This window comes from Arthrobacter sp. MMS24-S77 (assembly GCF_054888235.1).
Genome location: NZ_JBTZRN010000002.1, coordinates 9,713 through 22,091, shown reverse-complemented (window position 1 = coordinate 22,091; position 12,379 = coordinate 9,713). Strand labels below are relative to the sequence as shown.

Here is a 12,379-nt window from a genome sequence, read left to right as displayed (position 1 = left end):
TGCGCTACTAGTGCATAGTAGGTATGCAGATGCTGTAGTGCGACACCACAGTGAATGTACGGCTGTTCTGCACTGGCTGCATTTAGGATGTGCACTATGGATACGGCAACCACCTCCCGCACGTTGTCGCCCGCCGTTCAACTGGCGTCGCGACGCACCATCTGCATCTCCAATGGCAAGGGCGGCGTCGGCAAGACGACCGTGACGACCAATCTGGCTGCTCTTCTCGCTGAAGCCGGCTACAAGGTGCTCGTCGTCGATTTGGACTCCCAGGGCGACACGTCTACCAATCTGGGCATAATCAACGATGACCGATACGACCGCGGTGAAGCACTGGACATTGCGGTCCGGTACGACAAGGTCCCAGTGCCCATCAAGGATGTGAGGCCGGGTCTGGATGTCCTTGCCGGCGGCAACCACACAGCACAGCTCATGGACACTTTCCAGGGAGACGCATCCCGTCAGGGCAAGATGCGCGGGGGAGTGGCCCGAACCTTGGCCAAGATTGCCCCGAATTACGACATCGTCCTAATAGACACCCCTCCTTCTGAAGCTGGTTGGACTGCCATCGAGGAAGCGATGTTGGCTTCTCGTTGGATTTTGGCTCCGGTGAAGCCTGAGCCGAAGTCAATCCGTGGTCTTCAGTCTCTTGCACGTCGCATCCTTAGTGTTCAGGATGACAATCCAGCCGTTTCGCTGCTCGGTGTCATCCTCTTTGGCATTCCCACTAACGCCACCAACGTGGACAAACAGGCCCGGACGTTGTTGCAGGAGTCCCTGGACGGCATCGCACCGGTTTTCGAGGGCAGCATCCGCGACGTTGTTGCAGCTGACGCAGATGCCAGCTTCCGCGGTCTCGCGGCGCATGAGCTGGCCGCCAGGGCAGCGACTCAGTCACCGTTCTGGGAGCGGTTGCGCAACAAGGGCAAGAGCACCTCTGATGAACCTCGCATTGCACAATCGGCGGGCAATCTGGCCGAGGATTACATGCGGCTGACAGAGCAAATCGTTCATGAGCTCCAGTCTCAGGAGGAAGCACTTGACGAGAATCTCGGGGTGGCCATCAAGTGAGTATGCCCTCAAGTCCTGGAAAGATGGATCTCAGCGCACTCAGCGGTCTGAAGAAGCGTGTTCTTCAACCGGTGCCTTCAGTTGTTGTTCCGGCCGAGCAGATTTCTGACAAAGCGCCTGAGCCTGCAACTGAAAAACCTGCGATTTCGCCTGCGCTCGAGACGTCCCCGGAGGTTCCGGACACGCCTGCCGGGGAACCAGGCACGGTTGGGAAACACGAAGCGGATACAACGGCAGATGCTTCACGTCTACAGTCCGAGGACCAGGCGTCGGCTAATGCGATCAGCCCAGCGAAGATTGAACCCGCTGCCGAGGAACACTCAGGGCACGTCACTCTCTACCTTCCCAAGGACCTGAATCGGTGGCTGGGGGAGCACCATGACATCACAGAGATCTCGTATCCGGGAATTGTCTTGAACGCGATCAGCTGGGCTGCCGCTGAGAATCGGTTCGGGCAGATATTCACCCCGGATGACAGTCCGATTCCCGCCAATGACATCTTCGGGCGGGCACCGGCCATGCCCAAGCTTGCACGTGGTTCAGTAGAGCCGGAGACCAGACCCCTGCGCTTCCGTAAAGATCACATGCGGGTGATCATCAGTCTCGCCCGCACTTGGACGGCAGACAACAGGAATTCTTTCTTCGTCGGAGTCCTCACTGCTTATCGAGCCCATCAAGAGGGGGGGTGATGGTTGTCAGGCAGCACCACACCGGCCCCCTGCGTTGCGCAGGGGCTATCGTGTGCGGCTCCGGGTGGCCTGGTCTGGCTTGATGTCCGGCCTGTTGTCGGCCGAGTCGGCACGCAGGTTCTTTGGGGCGGGTGTGAGGGCGCTGAGGATCTTGTCGAGGTCCTTGATGGCTTTCTGCTGGCCGTCGCTGGTGGGGGAGGCTTTGATCTGGCGTTGTAGCTGCTCGACGTGCGCCTGACCGCCTGCGCCGACGGCGCGGGCGAGGGCGTTGGAGAAGCTGGGCCGTTGTTGTGCCGCGGCGCGTCGGACGGCGGCCAGCTCCTCGCTTTGCTGGCCTTGGTGGGTTAGGCTAGACCCTGAAACAACGAGGCGTTGGCTTTCTGAGCTCGCGCTAAGGGCCCCCGGATTCTGCTGCGGCATATGGGGGCTGTTTCTTTAACGACACATCCGCCCCGTGTACGTGCAGCTGCACGGCGACATCGCGGATCTGGCTGAACCATTTGCTGTCTCCGACGGCAAGTTCTCGCCGGTAGCTCCATCCGGCGACGTCGGGAGCCCAGAGGAGCGGTTCCCGACCTGGTCCTGAGTGTTGGATCTGGACGTTCTCATTGATGATTCCGGCGCTGCGGAGCCGGTGGATAGTGTCCTTGTCGGTCTTGTTGGCACCGGGGATGACCCGGTCCCTGGAATCCATGACCATGAGCCTGACTGCATTCTCGCCGTGACCGCGGGTGAGTTCCGTAGCCAGGGTAGTGAGGCATTCGGCCCTGGCGTAGCTCATCAGGTTGTCGTCGCCAATTTTGATCTCGGTCTGGACGGTGATGACGGTGAACATGTCGGATGCGGCGAGGTAATCGAGCATTTCCCGGATGTATTGTTGGCCAACGGGGTCGCGGTTGAATTCGGTGGTGTGCCAGAACAGGGACCCGGGAATGTCAGTGAAGGCGGATCTGATCGTGGCGGCCTGCTCACGGTCGACGACGACGGCCGCGATGGTGTAGAACGGCCGTTCGTTGATGTCGCGGCCACGGTTGCCCGGTGCGCGGTAAGACTCGTCCAGGAAGGCCACCGGGCCGCTCGACCCGGCGTAGATTTCCCGGAGTCGATTGTCTCGAAGGCCAAATCCGTCCATAGTCATGGACGAAACTCTAGTTTGCGCCGCTGACAGCACTCGATTCTCCAGGATGTGGTGAATGCGGCCGGGAAGACCGATCCGGTGTAAGTTGTTCCATTTGTAACTATTTGTTCCAATAGGTGGATGAAACCTACCTCCATTTCGCCCCTGGATGAGCTTGTCGCCGTCCTAGTAGCCACTGATCCACTCAAACGGGATATCGTGCGCGCCTTGGAGAACATCAGCCGTGTCGAGACAGGGTCGGCCGGCTCGACAAACCAGTCGATTGAGGATCTGCTCTGGCACTTCGCAATGATCCGTTCAGCCAGCGATGATGTCGTAAGGATGCTCGCCGTTCACCTGGCCAAAGAGCGCGGCATGCCGTCGCGGAGAGTCGCAAAAGCCGCCCGGGTTACCCACACGACTGTAGATCGTTGGGCAAAGTCCCGCTGAACCGCCCGTCGCCTCTTAAGCCACGTCCATCAGGTGCCGGTAGTACCGTTCCGGGGCCTCGTCCGGGGGCGGCATCCAGTATTCGTCTCTCTCGGCGTCGTACAGATCGGCTTCGTTGATCTGTTCCTGGCCGTTGTGGCGGTCGAGATAGGCGTGCCATTCGCCGCGTTGTTTCCTGTGGAGGGCAATTTGCGCTGCGACATCGTCGGTGGCTCCCAACCGGATTGCGAGCTCGGTCAGGTTTACCACTGAGGTGATCTTCCATGGCCGGCCATCACGGTGGATCATGCCCAAGGACGCCATATCGCCCAGAGCCTTGCTGACTGCGGTTTCTTTGATGCCCGTGGCCCGGATAATCTCAGCAGTCGTGGGGGACGTCCTGGCGCGCTCAATGTGTTCGTAGACGAGAGCTGCGGGATCTCCCAGGACACGGAAGACCGGGCGCAGGCCATAGATCTTCCCTTTTCGCCAAGTCAGCTCCCGGGCGAGCTGCTGGTAGTTCTCGGGCAGCTGTACCAGGTAGGTATCGGCGGCGCGTCCGCGGGCCTCGAAGACTTTGCTGAGGATCCCGTCGGAGAGTGCTGCTAGACGGGGGAGGAGTCGGGCTACCGTGGCGTGGTGTTTGCCCAGGGCCGTAGCTAGAGTCCTGCAGCCAACGTCGAGCAGATCGGTTTCCATGGTGCGCAGGTATCCGAGGAGCGCACGGAAGAGTATCCGAAGGCTGTGGCTTTCACGACCGAGGCTTTTAAGTCTGTGGTCAAGGACAGCGTAGAGAACATTTTCGAGATCGTTCACGAGAGAGTGGACGGCGGCTCTGCTCAGAGGTTGGAGTGCCCCCCCTGTGGTTAGAGTCAGGCTTGTGTCGTTAATAAGCGGATCTTTCAAACGTCGCTTCGTGGTGCCTGGCTTTTTGAGGTTTTCCGCGTAGGTGACGGCCTTGGCCCATTCGGTTTCGAGGAGCCGATCCCGCTTTGCGTGGGTGCCGTAGAGGGCGGCAAGGCCGGCGAGCTGGCCAGGAAGCTCCATCCGGATCTGTTGGAGAGTCCAGGAACAGGCTGCAAGGTGGTTTAGGACCGCCAGCCGCGCCTCTGAAGGGCTTTTGTAGCGTGCCGTGTCGTAGAGACCCGTGCGTGCAGTTCTCCGGAGCGGCAATTCGCTGCCGGGAAGACTGGTTGGGAACACAGCCGGCATGGTGCCCACTGTGGCCCTGCGGGCCTTCAGCTCTCGGTTACGGCGCACTTCAGGGGCCAACCGAATGCGTATGCGATCGACGGCGTCCGCACCGTTGCGTCGGCGCATGATGTCGTATGCCTCGGACAGGGGGGTGACCAGAGTTTGGTGGCCGCCCCGCTTGTGCTTGCTTCCGGGAACACGGATACAGCCATCGGTGACGTTCTGGTGAGGACCGGGGTCAAGGCTCGGCGCCAGGAAGCCGAGAGCTTCCACGAGCTCTCGCGCGGCCGCGCCGTCCATCCGCTCGGCCAAGGGGATGTAAAGGTGCCGGCCGCCGCTGGGGGAGAAGTCTTCCACCCATCGCAACCCGCATTCAGTGAGAAGCCGGCCAAGGCTGTCCGCGTCTTGGTCCACAACGTGTTTGAGGGCCTTGGAGGTGTCCAGGTCTAGGCAGAGGGTGGAAACGAAACCGTCGACGCCGTGAACCAAGACTGCCGCCGGCCGAGAGGGCAACGCCGCCGTGATCTTCGGTGTAGTTGCTGGTCGAGGGTACTGAAACCGTTCGCCGATCCAGCGGCCAAGACGGTACGTCGACTGTCCGGCGATCAAAGGGGCAAGGATCCAAGCCTCTTCAGGCGTGACTTGTGAACCGACACGGACAACAGATGTTGACGCCGGCACCGCTACAGGTACCATTGAGGACAGGTCCTCCTTCCAGAGGGTACGAAAAACTCCACCCACGTAGTGGGTGCTAATAAAAAGTTCAGATCTTCGTCCGCCAAGATTTCGGATCTGAACGTCAAACTTGCTGAAGGCCCGCCTAGTGCGGGCCCTTCTTTAACTGGCTCGGTCGATAAGGGCCCCCTGGCCGTGATCATCGAGTTTGCTAGGAAGACCGTTGTCACGGTCGATAAGCGCACCAAGGTAGTCGCTTACGGACAAACCATGGCGACTTGCTGCCTCATGTGCCCGAGCGTGCTGAGCCGGGAAAACACGCCCACGCAGAGCAACACGATTGCCATCCAGCTTCGGGGTTGCATAAGGGACCTGGGAACTCATACTCCACATACTTGCTTAATGTCAGAGGCGGAACCGGTACCGGTTGACGGCGTGTCGCTTATCTCTTCCCCGGCGCCTTACAGATGCTGCTACTTGCCGTCGAGATACCTGTCGTAATCGGCAAGCGCCCGGTCTTTCGCTTCGCGGTCCAGGCGGTACATAACACGCTGCCCCTGGCGTTGCTCGCCGGCGTCGGAGGCGACTATGCCCTGAACTTCCAGGTCCTGGAGGTGCCGGAAAACCGTTTGGTAGTTGGCTCCGAGATCGCGCGCGACCTGACCTGACGTGGAACCTGCTGCATTCTGGGACAAATACCTGATGATTGCGGACCTCACTTCGTTTGCTCCGAACACCTTCATCGCTGCCTCCGCCCGCTGGTTGGTGGGGGTGGGAGGTTTCGCGTATCGGGGCACCTGCTCATTTTGCCGCATCTGCTCACAAACGCCATATTACACTACCATTTAATGGTAGGGTGGTGAATAGGCTCAACGCCCAAGGTCAAGGAAAGTCGTAGATCTTCGTCTCAAAGACGTCATTTGACAAGACCGTACCGATTGACCTGTTTTAGGCTTTGCCGGGCGTCAATACGGAGAGTTTTGTCGGTTGCTGGTGATAGGGGTTGGAACCGGCCAGAGCAGGGGGGTGATGGCGAGCATGGTGCCGTTTGGAGTGAAGTGGCCAGCAACGGCTGCGTTGAAGGATCGTTCTGCCCGTGAGCGTGCAGCGTTCGCCAAGTGGATCGATGGCCTTGACGTCCCAGAGGACCAGCGGAAGGTGCTGGCTGTCCTGTTGGAGATGGTCCATGACGTTGAGCTTGTGGACGCACGCTGTGCCGGCGTGACCTCCGCGGCGGAAGTCTCCCGGCGGGCCGGAACCCTGAGCGATGTTGAAGCGGTTCTCGGCGGGTTGGTAGCGGCAGGGCATCTGACGCTTCATCCGGCGGCCGCGGTGTTCTCGGATCCCCGGCCCGGGCTGGTGTTCCGGATCCGTCACCCCGATGTGGTGCTGACGCGTGAATCGGCGGGCACGCTCTGGGGCATGGATGCCTGGACCGCGAAGACGGCCATGGCTGTGGGCCTCTCCGAATACGCCCTGCCTTTGGGGAGGTGGCGCAGATGAAAGTTGTTGGCGGCGTGATCGGCGGTCTGCTGGCTCTGATGCTGTTCGTCGTAATGATGATGAGCGGCGGTCCTGGCCAGCCGGCCGCTATTGCCGCGTGCCTGCCTGGTGGCAGTACCCAGGGTGTGCCGAATGGCTGGGGTTCGGCAGTGGATGCGGCAGCGAAGACTGCCGGGCTGCCGGCATCGGTTCTCGCGGCTCAACTGGAGGCGGAGTCCGGGTGGAACCCGAAGGCCACCTCGCCCGTAGGCGCTGCGGGCCTGGCGCAGTTCATGCCGGGGACCTGGGCAACCTGGGGCAACGGGGCAGACGCCTTGGACCCGGTGGCCGCGATTGCCGCGCAGGGGCGTTTCATGGGCGATCTCTACCGCCGGGCACAGACGATGGCGACAGGAACGAACCTTGACCCCACAGGCCTGGCTTTGGCCGGTTACAACGCCGGCTGGGGCGCGGTGGAGACCTGGCACGGCATCCCCCCGTACGCGGAGACCCAGAACTACGTCACCAAGATCCTCGACAGCGCGAAGAAGTACGCCGGTGCCGCGACGGTCCCGGCGTCCACGTGCTCCCAGGCCGGTGCGGCAGGGGACGGCGATGACCTTCCCTGGAAGTCCGCCGCCATCATGACGCCTAGCCCGTTGGGCATGTACAACCGCGAATGCGTTGATTTCTCGCTCTTCCGCGTCAACCAGGAGCTGGGCTGGACCGCCGGGCAGCCGTGGAAGGTCACGAACAGTTCGTTCCGCGGTGACGGGGTGCTTTTGGGTAGTGCCAACACTCCGGGCGGTCAGAACTGGCTGACTGGGTGGCAGGTCAAGGGCTGGCCCACCGGGCATGAGCCCAAGGCCGGCGCGGTCGTGTACTACGCCCCGGGCGTCGGAGGCTCCGATGCCTCTTACGGCCACGTGGCCATGGTGAAGTCCGTGAACCCGGACGGCACCTATGTCGAAGAGGGCTACAACGGAAACCCTGCCCCGAACGACCACACCTATTACACCCGGCCTGTCAAGAACACCACTCCGAGCGCGTTCCTGTACGTGCCTACACAGAAGGATTTCGGACTTGCTTCCTAGCCCAGCCAAAGCCGGCGCGGCCATCAGTGCCGCCACGCTTGTCGTTGTCCTCGCCGCCGGCTGCGCGGGATCTCCAGCCTCACAGACCTCCCCGGTGCCCACGATCACCGGCCCGTCCGATTCCCTGCCCCCGACGTGGGGGAGTGGACCACAGGCTCCGGAAGATCCGAACGCACCCAAGCCGGCCGCGGTGGCATGGTCGCCGGACTCCCGGGCGGCCGCAGCGGGCGTTGCAGTGAAGTTCATGGCCGCGTACGCCCGCCCGGGGACTGCCCAGCCGGGCTGGGCAGAAGCATTGGCCCCGTTCGCGTCCCTGGATCTCTTGGCCAAGTTCCGCCAGGTCGATACGAAGTACCTGGCGACGGCACAGCCGGCTGCCACGGGAACGCTGCAGGCGGATGACTCCGATCCGTACAACGCCACCGTGACGGTGGGGACCTCCGAGGGGGCGTGGCAGCTGGGCGTGCACCGGCAGCCGGACGGGTCCTGGCGCGTGGCCTCCATCCAGCCGCCGGTAAGGCAGGGCCATTGATGAGCAGCGTTGCTGTTCCGGCTTGGCCGATCATCACCCTCCGGTGGGAGGGCGAAGTCCTCATAGTCAGCGACTCCGACGCTTCCCTGGACATGCGCCGGGTCCTGCCCATTCCGGGTGAGGACCCGTTCGAGACCGCGCGCCGCGCCGCGGTGAAGGCCTGCAAGTCGCTGCACATGGACAGAGCACGTGTGGAAGGCGTCGACGGGGACCAAGTGCAGTCCCTGATCGTTGATGCTCGTCAGGAGACCTTGACGTCAGCCCAAGCCCCGTCAGGTCCTGGAACGGCCTCAAGCCGCGCACACACCGCCCTGGACGGTGCGCGGGCCCGAGCCGAGCGCAGCCGGTTCGCACCGCTCCTAGTGCCCGTCCTCGGTGCACTCGTACAGCTGCGCGCCCGGGCATCGAAAAGGATGGCGTGGGCAAGAACCCGCGAGGGCAAGCGCGCCCTGACGGCCGTACTCGTCGTGGCCTGCGTGGTCGCGACGGCCGGCGTCGTCGTCGCGCAGCGTGCGGGATGGTTCGCCACGAACACGCAAAGCGTGCAGGCGCCAGCCCCGGCCCCCGCCGGCCAGCTGCCCGTCTACGCACCGGCCGGGTGGCAGACCTTCGCCTCCTGGACAGTCCCGGCTTCCCGGACGAACGTGGCCCCGGTCCTGTCCCCGGACGGGAACCAGGTCATCACCATCAACAGCGGCCACCTCGACGCCCTCGATGCCCGGACCGGCGCCCGTGTCTGGTCCACCGCCCTGGAAGGGTCGGTATCGGCGCTGCGCGTCATTGCCGTGGACGGGGAACAGAAGATCGCGATTTCCGACGGCAGCAAGGTGCGGGTGTTCGGCCTGGACGGCACCCCCGGTGCCGTATTCGAGGCCGGGGACGCCACCGCCCGGCCCGTCACGGACACCGGCCGTGAGGTGTTCTTCACCCTTCCCGATCAGCGGGCCATGGTCCTGACCCGCGGGAGCATGTCCCTGCGCCGCATTCCCGCCGGTGCCGTCCCAGTCGGTGTGGACCGCGGCACTCTGCTTGCGGTGGAGATCTCCACCGCAAGGCTGTGGCGCATCACCGATGACGGGGTGGCTTTCCCGGCCCCGACGACGATCCCCGCACCGAAGGACACGACGAAGCTCACCGCCGTCTACGCGGCAGGGAACGGCTCGCTCGTGACCGTGTGGGCGGGTCCTGTGAAGTCAGACAAGGCCGTGGTCGCGGTTCTGCCGGTCTTTCCCCAGCTGGCGGCCCCCACGGTTCTCAGGACGGTTCCGGCTTCCTCCACGGCCACGTCCACACCCGTGGTGGACCGGTACTCGGGCACCATCCTTGTGGGCAATGTCTTCATTGACACCGTCAAGAACACCGCATCCGAGGTTCCGGGGACCTCGGGCAAACTCGGTGCCGGCTACTGGTGGGGATCCAAGGATCAGCAGTCCGTGAGGGTAAGCACAACCGGTGACCTGGTCCCGTCCCCGTCCGATGCCCCTGTGCCTTTGTTTGCACTCCCTGACCACCGTGTCCTGGTCGAAGCCGGGACAGACCAAAGCATCTACGCACTTGCACCTGAAGGAGAGAAAAAATGACACAGCCAAAGATCACTGCGTTCCTGGACTCCACCGGCCAGACGAACGTCACCGACCCCGACGGCAAGTCCCACGAGAGGGCTTTCGCGGATCTTCCCTCCGCCCGGCGTGCCGTGCGGGAAGCCGCGGCGAAGCACGCGGCCGAGCACGGGGTCCCGGTCGAGTTGGAGATCACCGATCCCTCGGGCCTGCATGCCCTCCTCGTCCACGCGGACGGAGACACCGAGCTGATCGGCGGAGACCTGCCAGTCCCGGCCCGTGACGCGGCTGCCGGCTCCCGGTTCCAGCCGGTCCCTGCGAAAGCTCCTGCTGCCGTTCCTGCCCATGTTGCGGAGCCGGTTCAACCCGCGCAGGAGCCCACGGCGGAGGAATTCCCGGTCGTGGAGGAATCTGCTGCAGTGGCTGTGGAAAAGCCTTTGACACGCGCCCCGGCCGCAAAGATGCCTTCCGACGAGCGTGCCCGCCCCGGGCGCGGCAGCGATCTCCCATCCCTGGATCTGCCTTACCTGGAGGAGCCCGCCCGGGTGGTGGCCCCTGGCGGTGCTGAGTCACCGGCACCGGCGTTGCCGTCCCGGAAATCGTTGCGGGACGCGGATGCGCAGTCCTTTGTGCGGGCCGACGTCGTAGTGGAGCCCGCCGTGCAGGGATGGCGGGGGATCCTGAACAACCTGGTGCCGAGCCTTTCCCTGGCTCCGGGGGAGGCTGAGCTGCTGGAGCGCGAGTGGGTGCGCCTGGTCGCCCGGCACTATGCGCTGACCCGCACGGTTGCCGTCATTAACCAGAAGGGCGGCCCGGGCAAGACCATGACGACTACCTGCCTCGCGGCCGTCTTCGGCCGTTCCGGCGGGTCCGTCCTGGCCTGGGACAACAACGAAACCTCCGGCTCGCTGGGTGACCGCACTGAAAGGGGCGATCACGGCGCCAGCGCCCTGGACGTCCTGACCCGCGCAGCGCACCTGCTCTCGGATGCGTCGCGCGCGGCCGACATCAACGCCTTCGTCCACCGGCAGATCACTGACCGGTACGACGTGCTGCGGTCGGACTCGGACCTGCTGGGCACCCACGAAGTCACCGCCGACGAGGTCGACACGCTGCACGCGGTCGCCTCGAAGTTCTTCAACGTTCTGCTGATGGATTCAGGTAACAACCACCGCGCGGGCAACTGGAACCGGATGATCGATCACGCGGACCAGCTCGTGGTCCCGGTGACGATCAACGATGACGACGTCCACAAGGGACTGCTGACCCTGAAAGGTCTGGCGCTGCGCGGGGACCGGACTGCAGAGCTGGCCAGCCAGGCCGTCGTGATCGTCTCCCAGAAGGCCCCCGGGCAGCACAAAGATGCGGAGAACACAGCGGCCCAGTTCGCGGAGTACGTGCGGGAAACGGTCATCATCCCCTATGACCCGGCCCTGGTCTCCGGTGTCATCCGCTTCGGCGCCCTTCAACCCGCAACACGGTTGGCATGGCTGAAAGCCGCCGCCGCAGTCGCGAAGGGCCTGTGATGTCCCAGGATCTCGAACAGACCACCTCCTGGGGGTCCCGTTTTCTTCCTCCACCGGAGCCAGTGGAGGAAGAGACGGACGTGCGGGAGCATGACCCCATCGTGGGAGACCGTGAATTCCTGCCCGGCGTGCAGGACTCCTCCGCGGCCCTGGCTGATCAGCTGCGCATCCCGGAAACGACACCGGAACCGGCCCCGGTGAAGATCAGCCAGAGCACGCTGTGGCTGATCCCGGCCTGCGGTGGTGCCGGTGTAAGCACCCTGGCGGCCCTGCTCGGGGAGGACGCCCTGGACGCCACCGCGCACCCTCCGGTGTGGTCTGGGCAGGCCGTCGTCGTCGCCCCGACCCACCCGGCCGGGCTCGTCGGGGCCGAGCGCCTAGGCCTGGCCAAGGCCCGGGGCGAGCTGATTTACGACGTCGTCGGCATCGTCTGGGTCCAGGACCGTCCCAAGATCTCCGACGCCACCAGCCGAGAGTGCCGGCGCATCGGCTCGATGTTCCCCAAGCTCTGGTCCATGCCGTACGAAGCGGCGTGGCGGGAACCGGGCGCCGAGCCGGTCCCGCACCGGCACAACACCAAAAACCTCATCCGAACGCTCAGCAAGTTCACGTTCCGCAAGGAGAACAAGTCATGATCACCACCCTCACCCTCACCGCCACGAAGTTCTACGTGGGCATGGACGGGAACCCCATCGATTCCAAGCCGGCCATGCCGCCGGGCATGGGGTCCCTGGCCACGCTCATGAGCTGGGTGCTCTGGATCGCCGGGACCGCCCTGTTCGCGTTGTTCGTCGTGGGCATCGTCAAGGCCGCCCGGGCGCGCAGCCAGCAAGGCCAGGTGGACGCCGAGGCGCCCATGTGGCCACTGATCTGGGCTGTCGTGCTCGGTGCCGCTGGCACGATCTGGCGCGTCATCGTCCCGGCCTAGGAGGAACAGTGAAGCCTCGTCAGGCAGTCGGGTGCATCTGGCTGATCGTCGTGATTTCCATGGCGCTGTTCGTCGGCCAGTTC

General features: G+C 63.7%; 14 protein-coding genes. 10 read left to right on the top strand and 4 right to left on the bottom strand.

Annotated elements, in window-relative coordinates; genetic code table 11:
• The first annotated feature begins 96 nt into the window (after positions 1–96).
• Both ACX5I4_RS22480 and ACX5I4_RS22475 read left to right on the top strand, forming a co-directional pair.
• Positions 97–1,071 carry a ParA family protein gene (locus tag ACX5I4_RS22480; protein WP_461838817.1) on the top strand — a complete coding sequence of 325 codons (975 nt, stop codon included), beginning with the start codon at positions 97–99 and terminating at the stop codon, positions 1,069–1,071.
• A 23-nt stretch (positions 1,072–1,094) separates the two neighbouring features.
• Complete coding sequence (locus ACX5I4_RS22475; RefSeq protein ID WP_461838816.1) at positions 1,095–1,760, top strand: hypothetical protein; 666 nt, start codon at positions 1,095–1,097, stop codon at positions 1,758–1,760.
• A gap of 45 nt (positions 1,761–1,805) precedes the next feature.
• On the opposite strand, the gene ACX5I4_RS22470 is transcribed toward ACX5I4_RS22475, so the two are convergent.
• Together ACX5I4_RS22470 and ACX5I4_RS22465 are read right to left on the bottom strand one after the other, a co-directional pair.
• On the bottom strand, positions 1,806–2,180 hold the full coding sequence (locus ACX5I4_RS22470; protein WP_461838815.1) for a hypothetical protein: 375 nt from the start codon (positions 2,178–2,180) through the stop codon (positions 1,806–1,808).
• Positions 2,152–2,898, bottom strand: a complete 747-nt coding sequence (locus ACX5I4_RS22465) for a hypothetical protein (protein WP_461838814.1) — start codon at positions 2,896–2,898, stop codon at positions 2,152–2,154. The genes ACX5I4_RS22470 and ACX5I4_RS22465 overlap by 29 nt, the downstream gene beginning before the upstream one ends.
• Positions 2,899–3,018: 120 nt before the next feature.
• On the opposite strand from ACX5I4_RS22465, the gene ACX5I4_RS22460 reads away from it, so the two are divergent.
• Positions 3,019–3,327: a hypothetical protein gene (locus ACX5I4_RS22460; RefSeq protein ID WP_461838813.1), complete on the top strand. Its 309-nt coding sequence runs from the start codon at positions 3,019–3,021 to the stop codon at positions 3,325–3,327.
• A gap of 15 nt (positions 3,328–3,342) precedes the next feature.
• Here the strand turns inward: ACX5I4_RS22460 and ACX5I4_RS22455 are convergent, their stop codons facing one another.
• Together ACX5I4_RS22455 and ACX5I4_RS22450 are read right to left on the bottom strand one after the other, a co-directional pair.
• On the bottom strand, positions 3,343–5,196 hold the full coding sequence (locus ACX5I4_RS22455; protein WP_461838812.1) for a hypothetical protein: 1,854 nt from the start codon (positions 5,194–5,196) through the stop codon (positions 3,343–3,345).
• A gap of 452 nt (positions 5,197–5,648) precedes the next feature.
• On the bottom strand, positions 5,649–5,972 hold the full coding sequence (locus ACX5I4_RS22450) for an ArsR/SmtB family transcription factor (protein WP_461838811.1): 324 nt from the start codon (positions 5,970–5,972) through the stop codon (positions 5,649–5,651).
• Between the two features lie 256 nt (positions 5,973–6,228).
• Here ACX5I4_RS22450 and ACX5I4_RS22445 point away from each other — a divergent pair, with 256 nt between their 5' ends.
• Genes ACX5I4_RS22445 through ACX5I4_RS22415 form a run of 7 tightly spaced genes read left to right on the top strand, consistent with a single transcriptional unit; the run spans position 6,229 to position 12,296 of the window.
• On the top strand, positions 6,229–6,678 hold the full coding sequence (locus tag ACX5I4_RS22445) for a hypothetical protein (protein ID WP_461838810.1): 450 nt from the start codon (positions 6,229–6,231) through the stop codon (positions 6,676–6,678).
• Positions 6,675–7,751 carry a lytic transglycosylase domain-containing protein gene (locus tag ACX5I4_RS22440; RefSeq protein ID WP_461838809.1) on the top strand — a complete coding sequence of 359 codons (1,077 nt, stop codon included), beginning with the start codon at positions 6,675–6,677 and terminating at the stop codon, positions 7,749–7,751. Before ACX5I4_RS22445 ends, ACX5I4_RS22440 begins: the two co-directional genes overlap by 4 nt.
• Positions 7,741–8,283, top strand: coding sequence for a hypothetical protein (locus ACX5I4_RS22435; protein WP_461838808.1), 543 nt, complete (start codon positions 7,741–7,743; stop codon positions 8,281–8,283). The genes ACX5I4_RS22440 and ACX5I4_RS22435 overlap by 11 nt, the downstream gene beginning before the upstream one ends.
• Positions 8,283–9,863 (top strand): hypothetical protein, encoded by a 1,581-nt coding sequence (locus ACX5I4_RS22430; RefSeq protein WP_461838807.1) that lies wholly within the window; start codon positions 8,283–8,285, stop codon positions 9,861–9,863. The genes ACX5I4_RS22435 and ACX5I4_RS22430 overlap by 1 nt, the downstream gene beginning before the upstream one ends.
• Positions 9,860–11,368: a MinD/ParA family ATP-binding protein gene (locus ACX5I4_RS22425; RefSeq protein ID WP_461838806.1), complete on the top strand. Its 1,509-nt coding sequence runs from the start codon at positions 9,860–9,862 to the stop codon at positions 11,366–11,368. Before ACX5I4_RS22430 ends, ACX5I4_RS22425 begins: the two co-directional genes overlap by 4 nt.
• Positions 11,368–12,003 carry a DUF6668 family protein gene (locus ACX5I4_RS22420; protein ID WP_461838805.1) on the top strand — a complete coding sequence of 212 codons (636 nt, stop codon included), beginning with the start codon at positions 11,368–11,370 and terminating at the stop codon, positions 12,001–12,003. Before ACX5I4_RS22425 ends, ACX5I4_RS22420 begins: the two co-directional genes overlap by 1 nt.
• The gene (locus ACX5I4_RS22415) at positions 12,000–12,296 is read left to right on the top strand and encodes a hypothetical protein (RefSeq protein WP_442546173.1); all 297 of its coding nucleotides are present in this window, start codon (positions 12,000–12,002) and stop codon (positions 12,294–12,296) included. The genes ACX5I4_RS22420 and ACX5I4_RS22415 overlap by 4 nt, the downstream gene beginning before the upstream one ends.
• Positions 12,297–12,379 lie beyond the last annotated feature (83 nt).

What these genes read in the sequence shown, in the direction of transcription:
- ACX5I4_RS22480 (WP_461838817.1), top strand. Translation starts at nt 97, where the DNA reads ATGGATACGGCAACCACCTCCCGCACGTTGTCGCCCGCCGTTCAACTG.
- ACX5I4_RS22475 (WP_461838816.1), top strand. Translation starts at nt 1,095, where the DNA reads ATGGATCTCAGCGCACTCAGCGGTCTGAAGAAGCGTGTTCTTCAACCG.
- ACX5I4_RS22470 (WP_461838815.1), bottom strand. Translation starts at nt 2,180, where the DNA reads ATGCCGCAGCAGAATCCGGGGGCCCTTAGCGCGAGCTCAGAAAGCCAA.
- ACX5I4_RS22465 (WP_461838814.1), bottom strand. Translation starts at nt 2,898, where the DNA reads ATGACTATGGACGGATTTGGCCTTCGAGACAATCGACTCCGGGAAATC.
- ACX5I4_RS22460 (WP_461838813.1), top strand. Translation starts at nt 3,019, where the DNA reads ATGAAACCTACCTCCATTTCGCCCCTGGATGAGCTTGTCGCCGTCCTA.
- ACX5I4_RS22455 (WP_461838812.1), bottom strand. Translation starts at nt 5,196, where the DNA reads ATGGTACCTGTAGCGGTGCCGGCGTCAACATCTGTTGTCCGTGTCGGT.
- ACX5I4_RS22440 (WP_461838809.1), top strand. Translation starts at nt 6,675, where the DNA reads ATGAAAGTTGTTGGCGGCGTGATCGGCGGTCTGCTGGCTCTGATGCTG.
- ACX5I4_RS22430 (WP_461838807.1), top strand. Translation starts at nt 8,283, where the DNA reads ATGAGCAGCGTTGCTGTTCCGGCTTGGCCGATCATCACCCTCCGGTGG.
- ACX5I4_RS22425 (WP_461838806.1), top strand. Translation starts at nt 9,860, where the DNA reads ATGACACAGCCAAAGATCACTGCGTTCCTGGACTCCACCGGCCAGACG.
- ACX5I4_RS22420 (WP_461838805.1), top strand. Translation starts at nt 11,368, where the DNA reads ATGTCCCAGGATCTCGAACAGACCACCTCCTGGGGGTCCCGTTTTCTT.
- ACX5I4_RS22415 (WP_442546173.1), top strand. Translation starts at nt 12,000, where the DNA reads ATGATCACCACCCTCACCCTCACCGCCACGAAGTTCTACGTGGGCATG.